At 67.7% G+C, this 15,134-nt stretch carries 10 protein-coding genes; all 10 read right to left on the reverse strand.

What is annotated here, in order from left to right:
* Positions 1-15 precede the first annotated feature (15 nt).
* On the reverse strand, positions 16-747 hold the full coding sequence (locus CAL11_RS14210; protein WP_015064071.1) for an ABC transporter ATP-binding protein: 732 nt from the start codon (positions 745-747) through the stop codon (positions 16-18).
* Positions 744-1,547, reverse strand: coding sequence for an ABC transporter ATP-binding protein (locus CAL11_RS14215; RefSeq protein WP_086093297.1), 804 nt, complete (start codon positions 1,545-1,547; stop codon positions 744-746). Before CAL11_RS14215 ends, CAL11_RS14210 begins: the two co-directional genes overlap by 4 nt.
* Positions 1,544-2,632, reverse strand: coding sequence for an ABC transporter permease subunit (locus CAL11_RS14220; protein ID WP_015064073.1), 1,089 nt, complete (start codon positions 2,630-2,632; stop codon positions 1,544-1,546). Before CAL11_RS14220 ends, CAL11_RS14215 begins: the two co-directional genes overlap by 4 nt.
* A complete protein-coding gene (locus CAL11_RS14225; protein ID WP_015064074.1) occupies positions 2,629-3,558 on the reverse strand; it encodes a branched-chain amino acid ABC transporter permease in 930 nt (309 codons plus the stop codon). The genes CAL11_RS14220 and CAL11_RS14225 overlap by 4 nt, the downstream gene beginning before the upstream one ends.
* 145 nt (positions 3,559-3,703) lie before the next feature.
* Positions 3,704-4,849, reverse strand: coding sequence for a branched-chain amino acid ABC transporter substrate-binding protein (locus CAL11_RS14230; RefSeq protein WP_086093298.1), 1,146 nt, complete (start codon positions 4,847-4,849; stop codon positions 3,704-3,706).
* A gap of 253 nt (positions 4,850-5,102) precedes the next feature.
* Entirely contained in the window at positions 5,103-8,924 is a 3,822-nt protein-coding gene (gene putA, locus CAL11_RS14235) for a trifunctional transcriptional regulator/proline dehydrogenase/L-glutamate gamma-semialdehyde dehydrogenase (protein ID WP_086093299.1), read from the reverse strand.
* Between the two features lie 156 nt (positions 8,925-9,080).
* On the reverse strand, positions 9,081-9,749 hold the full coding sequence (locus CAL11_RS14240; RefSeq protein ID WP_015064077.1) for a PqiC family protein: 669 nt from the start codon (positions 9,747-9,749) through the stop codon (positions 9,081-9,083).
* 4 nt (positions 9,750-9,753) lie between these two features.
* On the reverse strand, positions 9,754-11,427 hold the full coding sequence (locus CAL11_RS14245; protein WP_015064078.1) for an intermembrane transport protein PqiB: 1,674 nt from the start codon (positions 11,425-11,427) through the stop codon (positions 9,754-9,756).
* An 18-nt stretch (positions 11,428-11,445) separates the two neighbouring features.
* Positions 11,446-12,765 (reverse strand): paraquat-inducible protein A, encoded by a 1,320-nt coding sequence (locus tag CAL11_RS14250; RefSeq protein ID WP_086093300.1) that lies wholly within the window; start codon positions 12,763-12,765, stop codon positions 11,446-11,448.
* A gap of 4 nt (positions 12,766-12,769) precedes the next feature.
* Complete coding sequence (gene clpA / locus CAL11_RS14255; RefSeq protein WP_033448943.1) at positions 12,770-15,082, reverse strand: ATP-dependent Clp protease ATP-binding subunit ClpA; 2,313 nt, start codon at positions 15,080-15,082, stop codon at positions 12,770-12,772.
* Positions 15,083-15,134: the final 52 nt, after the last annotated feature.

The following is a 15,134-nucleotide window of genomic DNA, read 5'->3' on the forward strand; positions in this document are numbered from 1 at the left end:
TGCGCGCAGGCATGCTCAGGCTTCGACTTCGCCCAGATAGGCCGCGCGCACCTTGGGGTCGTGCAACATCTCGCGGGCCGGGCCGGACAGCGTGATCTCGCCCGACTCCATCACATAGCCACGGTCGGCATGCTCGAGCGCCAGGCGGGCGTTCTGCTCGATCAGCAGTATGGTCACGCCCTCGGCCGCGATGGTGCGCACCACCTCGAACACCTTGTCGACCATCAGCGGCGCCAGGCCCATCGACGGCTCGTCCAGCAGCAGCAGGCGCGGCCGCGCAATCATGGCGCGCCCCATCGCGACCATCTGCTGCTCGCCGCCGGACAGAGTGCCGGCGGCCTGGCGGCGCCGCTCGGCCAGGCGCGGAAACAGCGTGAACACCCGCTCGGTATCCTGGCGGATCTGCGCGGCATCGCGCCGCACGTAGGCGCCCATGGCGAGATTTTCCTCGATGGTGAGCTGGCCGAAGATGCCGCGTCCTTCCGGCACCATCACCAGCCCCTTGCGCACCAGGGCGAACGAGGGCTGGCCGCCGATGGACTGGCCGTCGTACAGCACCTGCCCGCCAGCCAGCGGCACCAGGCCGCAGATGGCGCGCAGCGTCGTGCTCTTGCCCGCGCCGTTGGCGCCGATCAGGCAGACCAGTTCGCCGGGGTCGACGCGCAGGTCGATGCCGCGCACGGCCCGGATGCCACCGTAGGCCACTTGCAGGCCGCGCAATTCGAGTAGCGCTTGCGATGCCGTCATGGTGTTTGCTCCGTGGTGTGCAGTTCGGGGTCGTGCGCGGCGCCGGCTCCCAGGTAGGCTTCGATGACCTTGGGATCGCGCTGCACCTCGGCCGGCCGGCCCATCGACAGCACCTTGCCGTATTCCAGCACCAGCACCCGGTCGCACAGGCCCATGACCAGCTTCATGTCGTGCTCGATCAGCAGCACCGTCACGCCGTCGGCGCGGATCTTCTCGATCAGCTGGCGCAGCACCACGGTTTCCGAGGCGTTCATGCCGGCGGCGGGCTCATCCAGCGCCAGCAGCCGGGGATCGGTCGCCAGCGCGCGGGCGATCTCCAGGCGCCGCTGGTCGCCGTACGGCAGCGAACGCGCCACATCATTGGCGCGGTGCCCGATGCCGACGTACTCCAGCAGTTCCTGCGCGCGCCGTTCGATGGCGGCCTCCTCGGCGCGCTCGGCGCGGGTGCGCAACACGGCGCCGAGCACGCCCGAGCGCGTGCGCACATGGCGTCCGATCATGACATTCTCGATCGCGCTCAGGTTGGCGAACAGGCGGATGTTCTGGAAGGTGCGGGCCAGGCCGGCAGCCGCCACCTCATGCGGTTTCATGCCGATCAGCGACATGCCGTTGAACTCGCACTGTCCCTCCTCGGGAACGTACAGCCCGGTCAGCACGTTGAACAGCGTGGTCTTGCCGGCGCCGTTCGGGCCGATCAGCCCGTAGATCTCGCCGGCCTCGATATCGAAGCTGACCTCCGACAGCGCGCGCAGCCCGCCGAAGCGCTTGCCCAGCCCCTGGGCGTGCAGGATGCGGCTCATGCGGCACCTCCCTGGCGCGTGCCGCTCAGCTCGCGCTTGCGCACCGCGGAGGGCCACAGGCCGGCCGGACGGAACAGCATGACGCACACCATCGCCAGGCCGAACAGCAGCATGCGTATGCCTTCCGGATCGAGCACCACGGCGCCGAACAGCATGTGCTGCGCGGGCTCGACCACCGCGCGCAGGAACTCGGGCAGGACGGCCAGGATCACCGCGCCGAGGATCACGCCGGGAATGTGGCCCATGCCGCCCAGCACCACCATGCACAACACCGAGATCGACTCCGTCAGGCTGAAGCTCTCGGGGCTGACGAAGCCCTGCATGGCGGCGAACAGCGCGCCGGCCACCCCGCCGAACGAAGCGCCCATGGCGAAGGCCAGCAGCTTGATGTTGCGGCTGTTGATGCCCATGGCCTTGGCCGCGATCTCGTCTTCGCGGATGGCTTCCCAGGCGCGCCCGATGCGCGAATTCTGCAGCCGCACGCACACCACGACGATCAGCAGCGTCAGCAGCACCAGCAGGTAGTAGTACTTCTCCGGCCCCGTGAAGCGGATGCCCAGGATGGTCTCGGTGCGTCCGAACACGAAGTCGCCGACCTTGAAGGCGTCGATGCGGTTGATGCCCTGCGGACCGTTGGTGATGTTGACCGGCGCGTTCAGGTTGTTGAGGAAAATGCGGATGATCTCGCCGAATCCCAGCGTGACGATGGCCAGGTAGTCGCCGCGCAGCTTCAGGGTGGGCGCGCCCAGCAGCACGCCGAATACGCAGGCCACGCCCAGCGCGATCGGCAGGATGGCCCAGAACGGCAGGTGCAGGCCGAAATGCGGCGAGGCCAGCAAGGCCCAGGTGTACGCGCCCACGGCATAGAAGGCGATATAGCCGAGGTCGAGCAGGCCGGCAAAGCCCACCACGATGTTCAGGCCCAGCGCCAGCATGACATACAGCAGCGCGAAGTTCAGGATGCGCACCCAGCTCTGTCCGGCCATGCCGAGCACGAAAGGCAGCACGGCCAGCACGATGCCGATGAGCGCGATGCCGACCAGGTTGCGCGCCGACAGCCCGGATTTGTTCGCTTGTCGTGTCATGCCCGGTCCCCCACGCGCTCGCCCAGCAAGCCCGACGGCCGGAAGATCAGCACCATCACCAGCACCACGAAGGCGAAGACATCCTGGTAGTGGCTGCCCAGGAAGCCGCCGGTCAAATCGCCGATGTAGCCCGAGCCCAGCGATTCGATGATGCCCAGCAGCAGGCCGCCGGCCATGGCTCCGACCAGGTTGCCGATGCCGCCCAGCACGGCTGCGGTGAACGCCTTCAGGCCCAGCATGAAGCCCATGGTGTACTGCGAGACGCCGTAATAGGTGGTGACCATCATGCCGGCGATGGCCGCCAGCGCCGAACCGATCAGGAAGGCCGCCGAGATCACGGTGTTGATGTTCACGCCCATCAGGCCGGCCACTTCGCGGTTCTGCGCGGTGGCCCGCATGGCGGTGCCCAGCCGCGTCTTGTGCACGACCAGCAGCAGCGCGCCCATGATCAGCGCGGCGATGACCACGATGGCGATCTGCAGCATGCTCATGCGCGCCCCGCCGATCTCGAACACGGTGGGCGTGAGCACCTGCGGGAAGTTGAGGTAATTGCGCCCCCACACCATCATCGCCACGTTCTGCAGGATGATGGATACGCCGATGGCGGTGATCAGCGCCGCCAGCCGCGGCGCGCGGCGCAACGGCCGGTACGCCACGCGCTCGGCGGTCCAGCCCACGGCCATGCACAGGGGCACCGAGACCAGCAGGCCGGCGCCGAGCACGGCGAAGGCCGAGATGGACGGGTCGCCGCCCACCATGGCGGCGGCGACCATGGTGGCGGCCATGGCGCCGATCATGACCACGTCGCCATGCGCGAAGTTGATCAGGCCGATGATGCCGTACACCATCGTATAGCCCAGCGCGACCAGCGCATACACGCTGCCCAGCGTCAGGCCATTGATTATCTGTTGAGTGAAAATGTCCATACGAGGGTTCGTTCCAGCCGAGGGAGACGAAGCGACGCAGCGATCGGAAACGCGACGCCACTGGCAACGCGCGGCGCCCGGCGGCGGCGCGGCTGCGGCGAATGGCGGCGCGGCGCCCAGGGGCCGCGCCGCCGGCACCGGCCGGTCAGTTGGCCTGGCTCACCATGGTTTCAACCATTTCCCACTTGCCATTCTTGACTTCGTAGATGGTGACCGCGACTTCCTTGAGGTCGCCCTTGACGTCGTAGGCAATATGTTCGCTGGTGGCGCCCTTGCGCGACAGCTTGGCCAGTTCCGGCAGGTACTTGGACGGATCGGCCGAGCCCGCCTTCTCGATGGCGGTGATCATGTTCCAGGCGCCGTCGTAGGCGTAAGGCGCATAGACGCCGGGCGCCTTCTTGAAGCGCTCTTCATAGCGCTTGGCGAACTCCTTGCCGGCGGCCATCTTCTCCAGCGGCACGCCGGCCAGCGAGGCGTAGGTGCCGTCGGCCGCGTCGCCGGCCAGCTTGATGAAGGTGTCGCTGCGCGTCATCTCGCCGGACACCAACGGCGCCTTCAGGCCCAGCGTGGCCAGCTGGCGCTTCATGGGGCCGGACTGCGCGTCCAGCCCGCCATAGAAGATGGCGTCGGGCGCCACGCCCTTGATGTTGGTCAGGATGGAGGTGAAATCGTTGGCCTTGTCGGTGGTGTATTCGCGCCGCACCACCTGCCCGCCGGCCGCCTTGACGGCTTTCTCGACCTCGTCGGCCAGGCCCTGGCCATAGGCCGTGCGGTCGTCGATGATGGCGACCTTCCTGGCGTTCAGCTTCTCGACCATGAACTTGCCGACCGCGGCGCCCTGCTGGGTGTCGCTGGTCATCATGCGGAAAGTGGTCTCGTACTGCTGGTTGGTGTATTCGGGCGAGGTCGCCATGGCGATCTGCGGCAGGCCGGCGTCATGGTAGACGCGCGAGGCCGGAATGGTGGTGCCCGAGTTGAAATGGCCGAGAATGCCGTTGACGTCCTGGTCCACCAGTTGCTGGGCCACCTGCACGGCGACGCGCGGGTCGGCCTGGTCGTCGCGCGAGACCAGCACGAACTTGGCGGGCTTGCCGCCCACCGTCACGCCCTTCTGGTTTGCTTCTTCCAGCGCCAGCGTCAGACCGTTCTGCATGTCTTCGCCGTAATGGGATTGCGGGCCGGTCAGGGGCGCCGCGAAGCCGAACTTGATATCGGCCGCTTGGGCCACGCCAGCCAGGCAGGCCGCGGCAATGCCCGCTGCCAGCATTTTGATGGGGGTGCGCAAGGTCATGGTTTCCTCCGATGTGTCGCACTTGATATCTGTTATTCCAGGCTTGTGGCCCGGCTTGCCGGATACTGGCCGCGCCGTGGGCGTGGCTATAAACACTAGGGCCTGGGCGGGAGTTCGTCCAGTGCTTGCAGGCCCCGTGTCGGATTACAGTGACAGCGCGTCCGCTCCGGGTGGGACCGGATTGTCGAACGAGTACAACCAACTTCGATATTGGAGATAACCCGCAACCAGACGCGGGTTACCCCCAGGCACTTCAACCTATGGTCATCAGGCTGGCGTTGCCGCCGGCGGCCGCCGTGTTGACGCTGATCGAACGCTCGGCCAGCAGGCGGTCTGGCGCGTAGCTGGCCCCGGCGGCCAGGGCATCGGCGCTCAGGCCATGCACGGACACCAGGGGGCCGGGACGTTGGGCAATGCGCAGGTTCAGCGCGCGCAAGGCGTCGCCATCCCCCTCGAACAGCACGGCTTGGAAATCGGCCTCATCAACTTCGGAATCTTCCAGCAAGGCGGCCTGCTCGCGCAGCGAGGCGTCCAGGCCATCGATCCAGGCGCGCGCCGCCGGCGTATCGGCGAACCAGGCATGGTTGCCGGTCTGGCGCACGACCGCCCATTGCGCCCGGGCGCCGGCCTCGGTGGCGGCCACGCAATAGACCGCGCCGCGCGGCTCGACACGGTAGGTATTGGTCTCGCCGGTCGGGCCTGGCAAGGCCAGCGCCTGCGGCATCGGCGCGGCGGGGTCGAGGGCCGGCGGCAGTCCGGCCGGGCGCGTGGCCAGCAGCCGGTACATGTACAGCGGGCCGCCCGCCTTCGGACCGGTGCCCGAGAGGCCTTCGCCGCCGAAGGGTTGCACCCCGACCACGGCCCCCACGATGTTGCGGTTGACATACAGGTTGCCGGCGTGCACCTGCTCGGTGACGCGGGCGATGGTTTCGTCGATGCGGGTATGCACGCCGAAGGTCAGCCCGTAGCCGGTGGCGTTGATCTGCTCGATCAGCCCGTCCAGCTCGTCGCGCCGGTAGCGCAATACGTGCAGCACCGGGCCGAACACTTCGCGCGTGAGCTCGCCGATGTGGTCGATCTCGATCAGCGTCGGCGGCACGAAGGTGCCGTAGCGGCACTCGCCCGCCAGCTCGACCTGGTCGACCTGGCGTCCGGACGAGCGCATGGCCTCGATATGACGCTGGATGCCATTGCGCGCCTCGGCGTCGATCACGGGCCCCACATCGACCGACAGGCGGTCGGGGTTGCCCACACGCAGCTCGCGCATCGCGCCGCGCAACATGGTCAGCACGTGATCCGCGCTGTCTTCCTGCAGGCACAGCACGCGCAGCGCGGAGCAGCGCTGGCCGGCGGAGTCGAACGCCGAGGTCAGCACGTCGAACACGACCTGCTCGGCCAGCGCCGACGAATCGATCACCATGGCGTTCTGGCCGCCGGTCTCGGCGATCAGCGGAATGGTGTGGCCCTGGTCGTCCAGGCGCTCGGCCAGCGCGCTGGCGATGATGCGCGCCACCTCGGTCGAGCCGGTGAACATCACGCCGCGCACCTGCGGGCTGGCCACCAGTTGGGCGCCCACGGTTTCGCCGCGGCCCGGCAGCAGTTGCACCGCGCCGGCGGGCACGCCCGCGGCGCGCAGGATGGCGACCGCCTGGGCGGCGATCAGCGAAGTCTGCTCGGCCGGCTTGGCCAGCACGGTGTTGCCGGCGGCCAGCGCGGCGGCGACCTGGCCGGTGAAAATGGCCAGCGGGAAGTTCCACGGGCTGATGCACAGCACCTGGCCCAGCGGGCGGTGGGTATCGTTGTCGAACTCGCGCTCGGCCTGGTCGGCGTAATAGCGCAGGAAGTCCACCGCTTCGCGCACCTCGGCGATGGCATTGGGCAGCGACTTGCCGGCCTCGCGCACGATCAGGCCGAGCAGCGTCTGCATCTGCTCTTCCAGCAGCTGGGCCGCCCGCCGCAGGCACTGCGCGCGCTCGGCCACCGGCGTGGACTGCCAGATGGGCGCCGCGTTAGCGGCATGGCGCAAGGCCTGCTCCACCTGTTGCGGCGTGGCCTCCATGACGTGGCCGACGATGTCGCGCAGGTTGGCCGGGTTGGCCACTTCGGCCGCGCCGGCCTCGTCCCAGTCGGGATCGCCCTCGCCCAGCATGGGCCAGGCGCGCCAGTCGATCGCGGCGCTGGCCAGCAGGGCCGCCGACAGCGAACCCAGGCGATGCTCGTTGGTCAGGTCCAGGCCGGCCGAGTTGGCCCGCGCGCCCTGCTGCACGTCGCCAAAAAGCTCGCGCGGCAGGGGGATTTTCTCGTGCGGCGCACCCAGCGGCACGATGCGGGAAGCCGCCTCGACCGGATCGGCCACCAGTTGCTCGACCGTAATGCTGTCGTCGCCGATCAGGTTGACGAAGGAGGTATTGGCGCCATTTTCCAGCAGGCGGCGCACCAGGTACGCGAGCAGGGTTTCGTGCGTGCCCACCGGGGCATAGATGCGGCACGGGCGGTTCAGCTTGCCCTGCGCCAGCGGCCCGACCACTTCCTCGTACAGCGGCTCGCCCATGCCGTGCAGGCACTGGAACTCGTACTGTCCCGGGTAGTAGTTCTGCCCGGCCATCTGGTAGATGGCCGCCAGGGTATAGGCGTTATGGGTGGCGAACTGCGGGTATACGGCCTCGGGCGCCGCCAGCAGCCTGCGCGCGCAGGCCAGGTAGGCGACGTCGGTGTACACCTTGCGCGTGTAGACCGGATACCCCTCCAGGCCGTCGACCTGGGCGCGCTTGATCTCGCTGTCCCAATACGCCCCCTTGACCAGGCGCACCATCAGGCGGTGGCGGCTGCGCTTGGCCAGGTCGATCACGTAATCGATCACGAACGGCGCCCGTTTCTGATAGGCCTGGATGACGAAGCCGATGCCATTCCAGCCATCCAGTTCAGGAACGAAGCACAAGGCCTCCAGCAGATCCAGCGAAATTTCGAGCCGGTCGGCTTCCTCGGCGTCTATGTTCAGGCCGATATCGTACTGGCGCGCCAGCAGCGTCAACGCCTTGACGCGCGGCAGCAGCTCGGCCATGACGCGGTCGCGCTGGGCGCGCGCATAACGCGGGTGCAGCGCCGACAGCTTGATCGAGATGCCCGGGCCTTCGTAGATGCCGCGACCGGCGGCCGCCTTGCCGATCGCGTGGATGGCCTGCTCGTACGCCGCGTAATAACGCTCGGCGTCGGCGGCCGTGGTGGCGGCCTCGCCCAGCATGTCGTACGAGTAGCGAAAACCCCGCGCTTCCATCTTGCGGTTGTTGGCCAGGGCCTCGGAGATCGTCTGGCCCGAAACGAACTGCTCGCCCATCATGCGCATGGCCATGTTCACGCCCTTGCGCACCAGCGGCTCGCCGCCCTTGCCGATCAGGCGGGTCAGCGCCTTGGACAGCGACTGCTCGCTGCTGACGGCGACCAGCTTGCCCGTGATCATCAGGCCCCAGGTGGCCGCGTTGACGAACAGCGACTGCGATCCGCCCATGTGCGAGCGCCAGTCGCCGTGCGCGATCTTGTCGCGGATCAGGGCATCGCGGGTAGCGCGGTCGGGAATGCGCAACAGCGCCTCGGCCAGGCACATCAGCGCCACGCCTTCCTGGCTGGACAGCGAGAACTCCTGGATCAGCCCCTCGACCCCGCCGCCGCTGCGCTTGGCCCGCAGCGTATGGACCAGCTTGCTGGCCATGGCGTGCACCTTCTCGGCGCCGGCCACGCGCGCCTGCCCCAGCAGCAGCGGCACGCATTCCGGCTCGGGCCGGCGGTAGGCGGCGGTGATGGCGGCGCGCAGCACGGATTGCGGCTGCACGTCCTGGCCGAACTCGAAGAAAGGCGGCATGGCATCGGCCGAGGCGTCCGCCTCCTCGTCTCCGGCCCGCTCGTCGCGCCCCAGATGGGCCATTTCCGCCGGCAGATGGCCACGCTCGATTCGGTCGAGATAGGAAAGAATGGCCTGCTTGTGCAGCCAGTGCGGAGTGCAGTTCAGTTTCTGCGCGGCGGCCTTGAGGCGATCGCGCAATGCGTCGTCGACCTTGACGCCCAGAGTCGTGCTAGCCATGGGATGCGTGCTTCCAGAGATACGGTGGCCGGCGTGATGCCTGCCATCAGGACTGCGATCCAGCGCCCGCGATCACGCCGGGCACTGGCGGTGGAACCGTATCCTAAAGAGGTTGCAACGCGTGCGGTATTAAGGTTAACCCGTATGCGAAAAAGGTTAACCCGCTGTTTTCGCGTCGTTGCGGCTGCAACCCAGCACCTGCACTTCGGGCCCGCCAGCCTCGGCCGACTGGCCCTGGCTGCGGATCGCCGAGGCGATGGTGCGCGCCAGCAGGGCCGTGCCGCGCTGCTGCGCCTGCACCAGCGCGGCGGTGTCCCGTTCGCCGCCGGCCGGCACATCCACCCGCGTACGGCACACCAGCGCGGGCGCGGCCAGGTTGACCGGCCGCACCCGCCAGGTGGCGTCGAGCAGGGACGGCCCGCCCGCCACCAGATCGAAGCGCTGCACGTCCACCTGGACGCGCCAGACCGGCGTCCCCGAGGCGGGTTTGATCACCTGCACGTCAGGCGCGCCCAATTCACGCGTCAGGGTATCGGACAAGGCGGCGCGAAACTCGTCCGGCAGCGGCGCGCTCCAGCGCTCGGAGTAGAGCGGCGCCACCGTGCCGTCGCCGGTACGCACCATCAGTTGCGGCTGGTCGGCCTGCGCTGGCACGTTGACCGGAAGGATCTCGATCATGAACGGGGCGGCGGCCACGCCTGCCTGGGAGGCCTGCGCGGCGCCCGGCGGCTGCAGCGTGTAGTAACGGGCGGGCGGCGAAGCGCCGCAACCGGCCAGGACCGTGGCGATCAAGAGGGGCGCGCACCGGGCAAGCGTGGATTTCATGGGCTCAGTTCCTGACGGGGCCGGCGCCGGGGATCGGGTCGGCGCCCCGCCCTTTCAACAACGCCTCTGGGTTGGTCTGCAGATAATCGGCCAGGTTGCGCAGCGAACGCGCGGCGCGCGACATCTCCTGCATGGCGCGCTCGGTATTGGCCGGCAGGCCCGAATCTGGGGCCAGCATGTTGTTGATGTCGACCAGCGACTGGCGAGCCTGGCGCAGCACCGCGCGGGCCTCGGGCGCCAGGTCCTTGTCGAGCCGGTTCATCAGCTTGGCGGTGGAGGCCAGCGTGGCGCGCAGGTCGGTGCCGATCTGGTCGAACGGGATCTTCTCGATCTTGGTCACGATGCTGCTGATCTGGGCCTGCAATTGGTCCAGTTGCCCCGGGATCGTCGGGATGATGACCGGATCGTCGCCGGGCACGAACGCCACCGGCGGCGCCTCCGGGAAGGAATCCAGCACGATGTAGAGCTGGCCGGTCAGCAGGTTGGCGGTGCGCAATTGCGCCCGCAGGCCATACTTGATCATGATCGACAGCAGCTGGCCGGCGGCATGCGAACCGCTGGTGGCCTCGGTGCGCGCGCGGATCTCGTCGAACACCCGGCCGATGCGCTCGGGGTACACGGTGGCGTCGACCACCGCGAAGAAGCGCTTCTTGCCATTGTCGAAATCGATGGCGATGCGCGTGACTTCGCCCAGCGTGATGCCCTGGAAGTCGATGGGCGAACCGACCGTCAGGCCGCGGATCGACTGGTCGAAGCGCATGCGGATCGGGAATGGCTGGCCATCGGGGTTGGCCTTGGCCGCCGTCTCGTTTTCATACAGCTCGAAGCGCGTGTCGGCCTTGACCGGCTCGCCCTGGCGCGCAGACACCGATTCGAACGCCACGCCGCCCACGGCCAGCGAAACCAGCGATTGGGTGCGCACCTTCAGGCCGCTGGCGTTGACGGCCACGTCCACGCCGCTGGCATTCCAGAACCGCGTGGAGTCGGTGACGAAGCGGTCGTTGGGCGCGTCGACGAAGACCTCGACGTTGACCACCCGTCCGCTGTCGTCCAGCTTGTAGCCGATGACCCGCCCCACCGGAATGCGGCGGAAGTAAACGGGCGAGCCGATGTCCAGCGAGCCCAGGTCGGTGGCGCTCAGCATGAAGCGCTTGCCGGCCCGGTCATGCGTGACGGCCGGCGGCACTTCCAGGCCGACGAACTCGAACTTGGAAGCGCGATTGGCCCCGGCCTCCTTGTCGGGCGGCGCGTCCACGCCGATATAGGCGCCCGACAGCAAGGTGCCCAGGCCGGACACCCCGCTGATGCCCAGGCGCGGGCGCACCACCCAGAACTGGGTGCCCTCGCGCGCCAGGTTGGAGACTTCCTTGGCCAGTTCGGCCTCGACCACGACCTTGCTGCGGTCCTTGTTGAAGTGGATGCCCTGCACCACCCCGATGTTGACATCCTTGTAGCGCACCTGCGTCTTGCCCACTTCCAGGCCCTCGGCGGTATCGAACAGGATGGTGATCTCGGGCCCGGCCTGCATGATGCTGCGCACCACCAGCGACAGGCCGGCCAGCGCCGCCACGATCGGCACCAGCCAGATCCAGGAAATGCGCGATTTCTGCTTGCGGGCGATCTGGGGGGCCGCTATCGGCGTGCCCGGTTCCTGCGGTGGAGGCGTCGACTCGGCCATGTCCGGGTTCCTTTGCTTCTAGGTAGACGGTTGGTCGCTGGCGGCTGCGCCATGCGCGGAAGAATGGGCCTGCGGGGCATCGCGCACCTGCGGCGCGGAGACGGATTCCAGGTCCCAGCTGCGCCGCAGATCGAAACTCATGGCGGCCATCATGGTCAGGATGACCACCATGCCGAACGAAGCGGCGCCGCTGCCCGCGCTGATTTCCATCAGCCCCTGGAAATTGGCCAGCGCCGCCAGCACGATGACCACGAAAACATCAAGCATCGACCATTGTCCGATGAATTCGACCATTTGATAGAGCCGCGTGCGCTGGCGCAGGTTGGCCGTGCTGCCGCGTTGCAGCATCAGCGCCAGCAGGGACAGCGCCAACAGTTTGGTCAGCGGCACCATGATGCTGGCGACGAACACGATCAGCGCGATATCCCATGACCCCATCTCCCAGAGCTCGACCACCCCGCCCAGGATGGTATGGGCGCTGTCGCCCACGACCGACGAGACGCTCATGACAGGCAGGATGTTTGCGGGAATATAGAACACGACGGCGGCCAGCAACAGGGCCCAGGTGCGCGCCAGGTGGTCGGGCTTGCGCAGATGCAGCTGCGCCGCGCAGCGCCGGCAGTGGTGCAGCGCCTCTTCGTCCTGCCGGGCCGGCAGGGCCTGGACCTGGCCGCACACGTGGCAGCCGGTGAGCACCATGCCCGCGCCCGGGTGCGGCACGTGCACGTCGACCAGGCTGGCGCGCTCGGCGTAACGCCACAGCACATGCGGGGACAGGCGCCCCAGTATGGTGAGCAATACCGTCAGGGCGGCGAAGCCGGCCAGGCCGATGGCGGGCTTGACCGCCGCCATGCCCGCCAGCTTGACCACCGAAACCACGACGCCCAGCAGGAACACCTGCACCATGCTCCAGGGCCGCAACAGCCCCAGGAAACGCATCGCGCCGCGGAATCCGAGCGGCAGGCGCCCGGCGGCCAGGGGCCCCAGCACCCACAACAGCACCATGAGCTGGATCAGCGGCATGCCGAAGCCGGCCAGCCCCGTCATGATGGCGACCACCCAGTGCTGCTGCTGCCAGGTCACGCGGATGGCGTCGAGCAGCGAAGCCCGCTGCACCATGCCCTGCACTTCCAGGCTGGCCACGGGATAGGCGTTGGCCAGCACGAAGACGATCAACGCCGCCAGGGTCAGCGCCAGCCAGTTGGACAGCGTCAGCCCGCTGTAGCGCCAGAGCGTGGTGCCACAGCGGGCGCAGGCCGCGGTTTCGCCAGGTTCGAGATCGGGTTGCCGGCAAATACTGGCGCAGTTTTCGCAGGCGATCAGAGAGCGTGGATCCACACGGTCAGTCGATCAATTCCACTTCCTGTTTGTCGGCGGCGTTGGAGGAAGGCTTGCCGGGCGCTTCGAAACCGAGAACCACCTTGCCCGCGTCGTCCAGGTCCACCGTGACATTGCCGCCGTCGACCAGCTTGCCGAACAGCAGTTCGTCGGCCAGCGCGCGGCGTATCGTGTCCTGGATCAGGCGCTGCATGGGACGCGCGCCCATGAGCGGATCGAAGCCTTCCTTGGCCAGGTGGTCGCGCAGCTTCTCGGTGAATACCGCGGCCACGCGACGCTCGTGCAGCTGGTCTTCGAGCTGCATGAGGAACTTGTCGACGACCCGCAGGATGATCTCGCGCGACAGTCCCGCGAAGGGAATGATCGCGTCGAGCCGGTTGCGGAACTCGGGCGTGAACATGCGGCGGATCTCCGCCATTTCGTCGCCCGCCACGCGCTCATTGGCAAAACCGATGGCGGGACGGTTCAGGGTTTCGGCCCCCGCGTTGGTCGTCATGATGAGAATGACGTTGCGGAAGTCGGCCTTGCGCCCGTTGTTGTCGGTCAGCGTGCCGTGGTCCATGACCTGCAGCAGGATATTGAAGATATCCGGATGCGCCTTTTCGATCTCGTCGAGCAGCAGCACGCAGTGCGGCTGCTTGGTGATGGCCTCGGTCAGCAGGCCGCCCTGGTCGAACCCCACGTATCCCGGCGGCGCGCCGATCAGGCGCGAGACGGCATGGCGTTCCATGTATTCGGACATGTCGAAGCGCAGCAGCTCGATGCCCATGGTGAACGCGAGCTGGCGCGCCACTTCGGTCTTGCCCACCCCGGTGGGGCCGGAGAACAGGAAGGCGCCGATGGGCTTGTCGGGCTTGCCCAGCCCCGAACGCGCCATCTTGATGGCGGCGGTCAGCGCGCCGATGGCCTCGTCCTGGCCGAACACCACGGTCTTGAGATCGCGGTCCAGCGTGGCCAGCTTGCTGCGGTCGTCGTTGGACACCGACTGCGGCGGGATGCGCGCGATCTTGGAAACAATGTGCTCGATCTCGCCCTTGCCGATGACCTTCTTCTGCCGCGAGCGCGGCAGCAGCCGCTGCGCCGCGCCGGCCTCGTCGATGACGTCGATGGCCTTGTCCGGCAGGTGGCGGTCGTTGATGTAGCGGGCCGACAGCTCGGCGGCGGCGCTCAGCGCGGCGGCCGAATAGCGCACGTTGTGGTGCTCTTCGAAGCGGCTCTTCAGGCCGCGCAGGATCTGCACGGTCTGCTCGACGCTGGGCTCGGGCACGTCGATTTTCTGGAACCGGCGCGACAGCGCGTGATCCTTCTCGAACACCCCGCGGAATTCGGTATAGGTGGTGGCGCCGATGCACTTGAGCTGCCCCGACGACAACGCCGGCTTGAGCAGGTTGGATGCGTCCAGCGTGCCGCCCGAGGCCGAGCCGGCCCCGATCAGGGTATGGATTTCATCGATGAACAGGATCGCGTCCGGATTGCCGCGGATCTGCTTGAGCACGCCTTTGAGCCGCTGCTCGAAATCGCCCCGGTACTTGGTGCCGGCCAGCAAGGCGCCCATGTCCAGCGCGAAGACCTGTGCGGTCTGCAGCACCTCCGGCACCTCGCCGCGCGTGATGCGCCAGGCCAGGCCCTCGGCGATGGCGGTCTTGCCCACGCCGGCCTCGCCGACCAGCAGCGGGTTGTTCTTGCGCCGGCGACACAATACCTGGATGACCCGCTCGACCTCGTGCTCGCGGCCGATCAGGGGATCGATGCGGCCGGCCAGCGCCGCGGCGTTCAGGTCGTTGGCGTACTGGTCCAGCGGCGACTGGCGCGACTCGCCGCCCGGCTCCTCGCCGCTTGCCTGCTGCTCCTTGGGCACCGCCGAGGATTCCTCCTGCGGCTGCTTGGTGATGCCATGTGACAGGAAGTTGACGACATCCAGCCGGGTGACGCCCTGCTGTTGCAGGTAGTACACGGCGTGCGAGTCTTTCTCGCCGAATATGGCGACCAGCACGTTGGCGCCGGTGACCGGCTTCTTGCCGGTGCCGCCGGCCGAAACGTGCATGATGGCGCGCTGTATGACGCGCTGGAAACCCAGCGTGGGCTGGGTGTCGACTTCGGCCCCGCTGGGAATGACCGGGGTGTTCTCGGTCACGAACTGACGCAGATTACGGCGCAAGTCATCCAGATTGGCGGCGCAGGCACGCAGCACTTCGACTGCCGAAGCGTTGTCCAGCAACGACAGCAGCAGGTGCTCTACGGTAATGAATTCATGCCGGGCCGAGCGGGCCTCGACAAAAGCCATATGCAGGCTGACTTCAAGCTCTTGGGAAATCACGCTTCCTCCGTAACGCATCGAAGCGGTCAAATACACGATTCATATTCTATGC

The sequence above is a fragment of the Bordetella genomosp. 6 genome (genome assembly GCF_002119705.1).
GTDB classification, from domain to species: domain Bacteria; phylum Pseudomonadota; class Gammaproteobacteria; order Burkholderiales; family Burkholderiaceae_B; genus Bordetella; species Bordetella bronchiseptica_F.

Excerpts from the sequence above, each read along its gene's own strand:
- CAL11_RS14220 (WP_015064073.1), bottom strand. The coding sequence starts at position 2,632 with ATGACACGACAAGCGAACAAATCCGGGCTGTCGGCGCGCAACCTGGTC.
- CAL11_RS14230 (WP_086093298.1), bottom strand. The coding sequence starts at position 4,849 with ATGACCTTGCGCACCCCCATCAAAATGCTGGCAGCGGGCATTGCCGCG.
- putA (WP_086093299.1), bottom strand. The coding sequence starts at position 8,924 with ATGGCTAGCACGACTCTGGGCGTCAAGGTCGACGACGCATTGCGCGAT.
- CAL11_RS14240 (WP_015064077.1), bottom strand. The coding sequence starts at position 9,749 with ATGAAATCCACGCTTGCCCGGTGCGCGCCCCTCTTGATCGCCACGGTC.
- CAL11_RS14210 (WP_015064071.1), bottom strand. The coding sequence starts at position 747 with ATGACGGCATCGCAAGCGCTACTCGAATTGCGCGGCCTGCAAGTGGCC.
- CAL11_RS14225 (WP_015064074.1), bottom strand. The coding sequence starts at position 3,558 with ATGGACATTTTCACTCAACAGATAATCAATGGCCTGACGCTGGGCAGC.
- CAL11_RS14245 (WP_015064078.1), bottom strand. The coding sequence starts at position 11,427 with ATGGCCGAGTCGACGCCTCCACCGCAGGAACCGGGCACGCCGATAGCG.
- CAL11_RS14215 (WP_086093297.1), bottom strand. The coding sequence starts at position 1,547 with ATGAGCCGCATCCTGCACGCCCAGGGGCTGGGCAAGCGCTTCGGCGGG.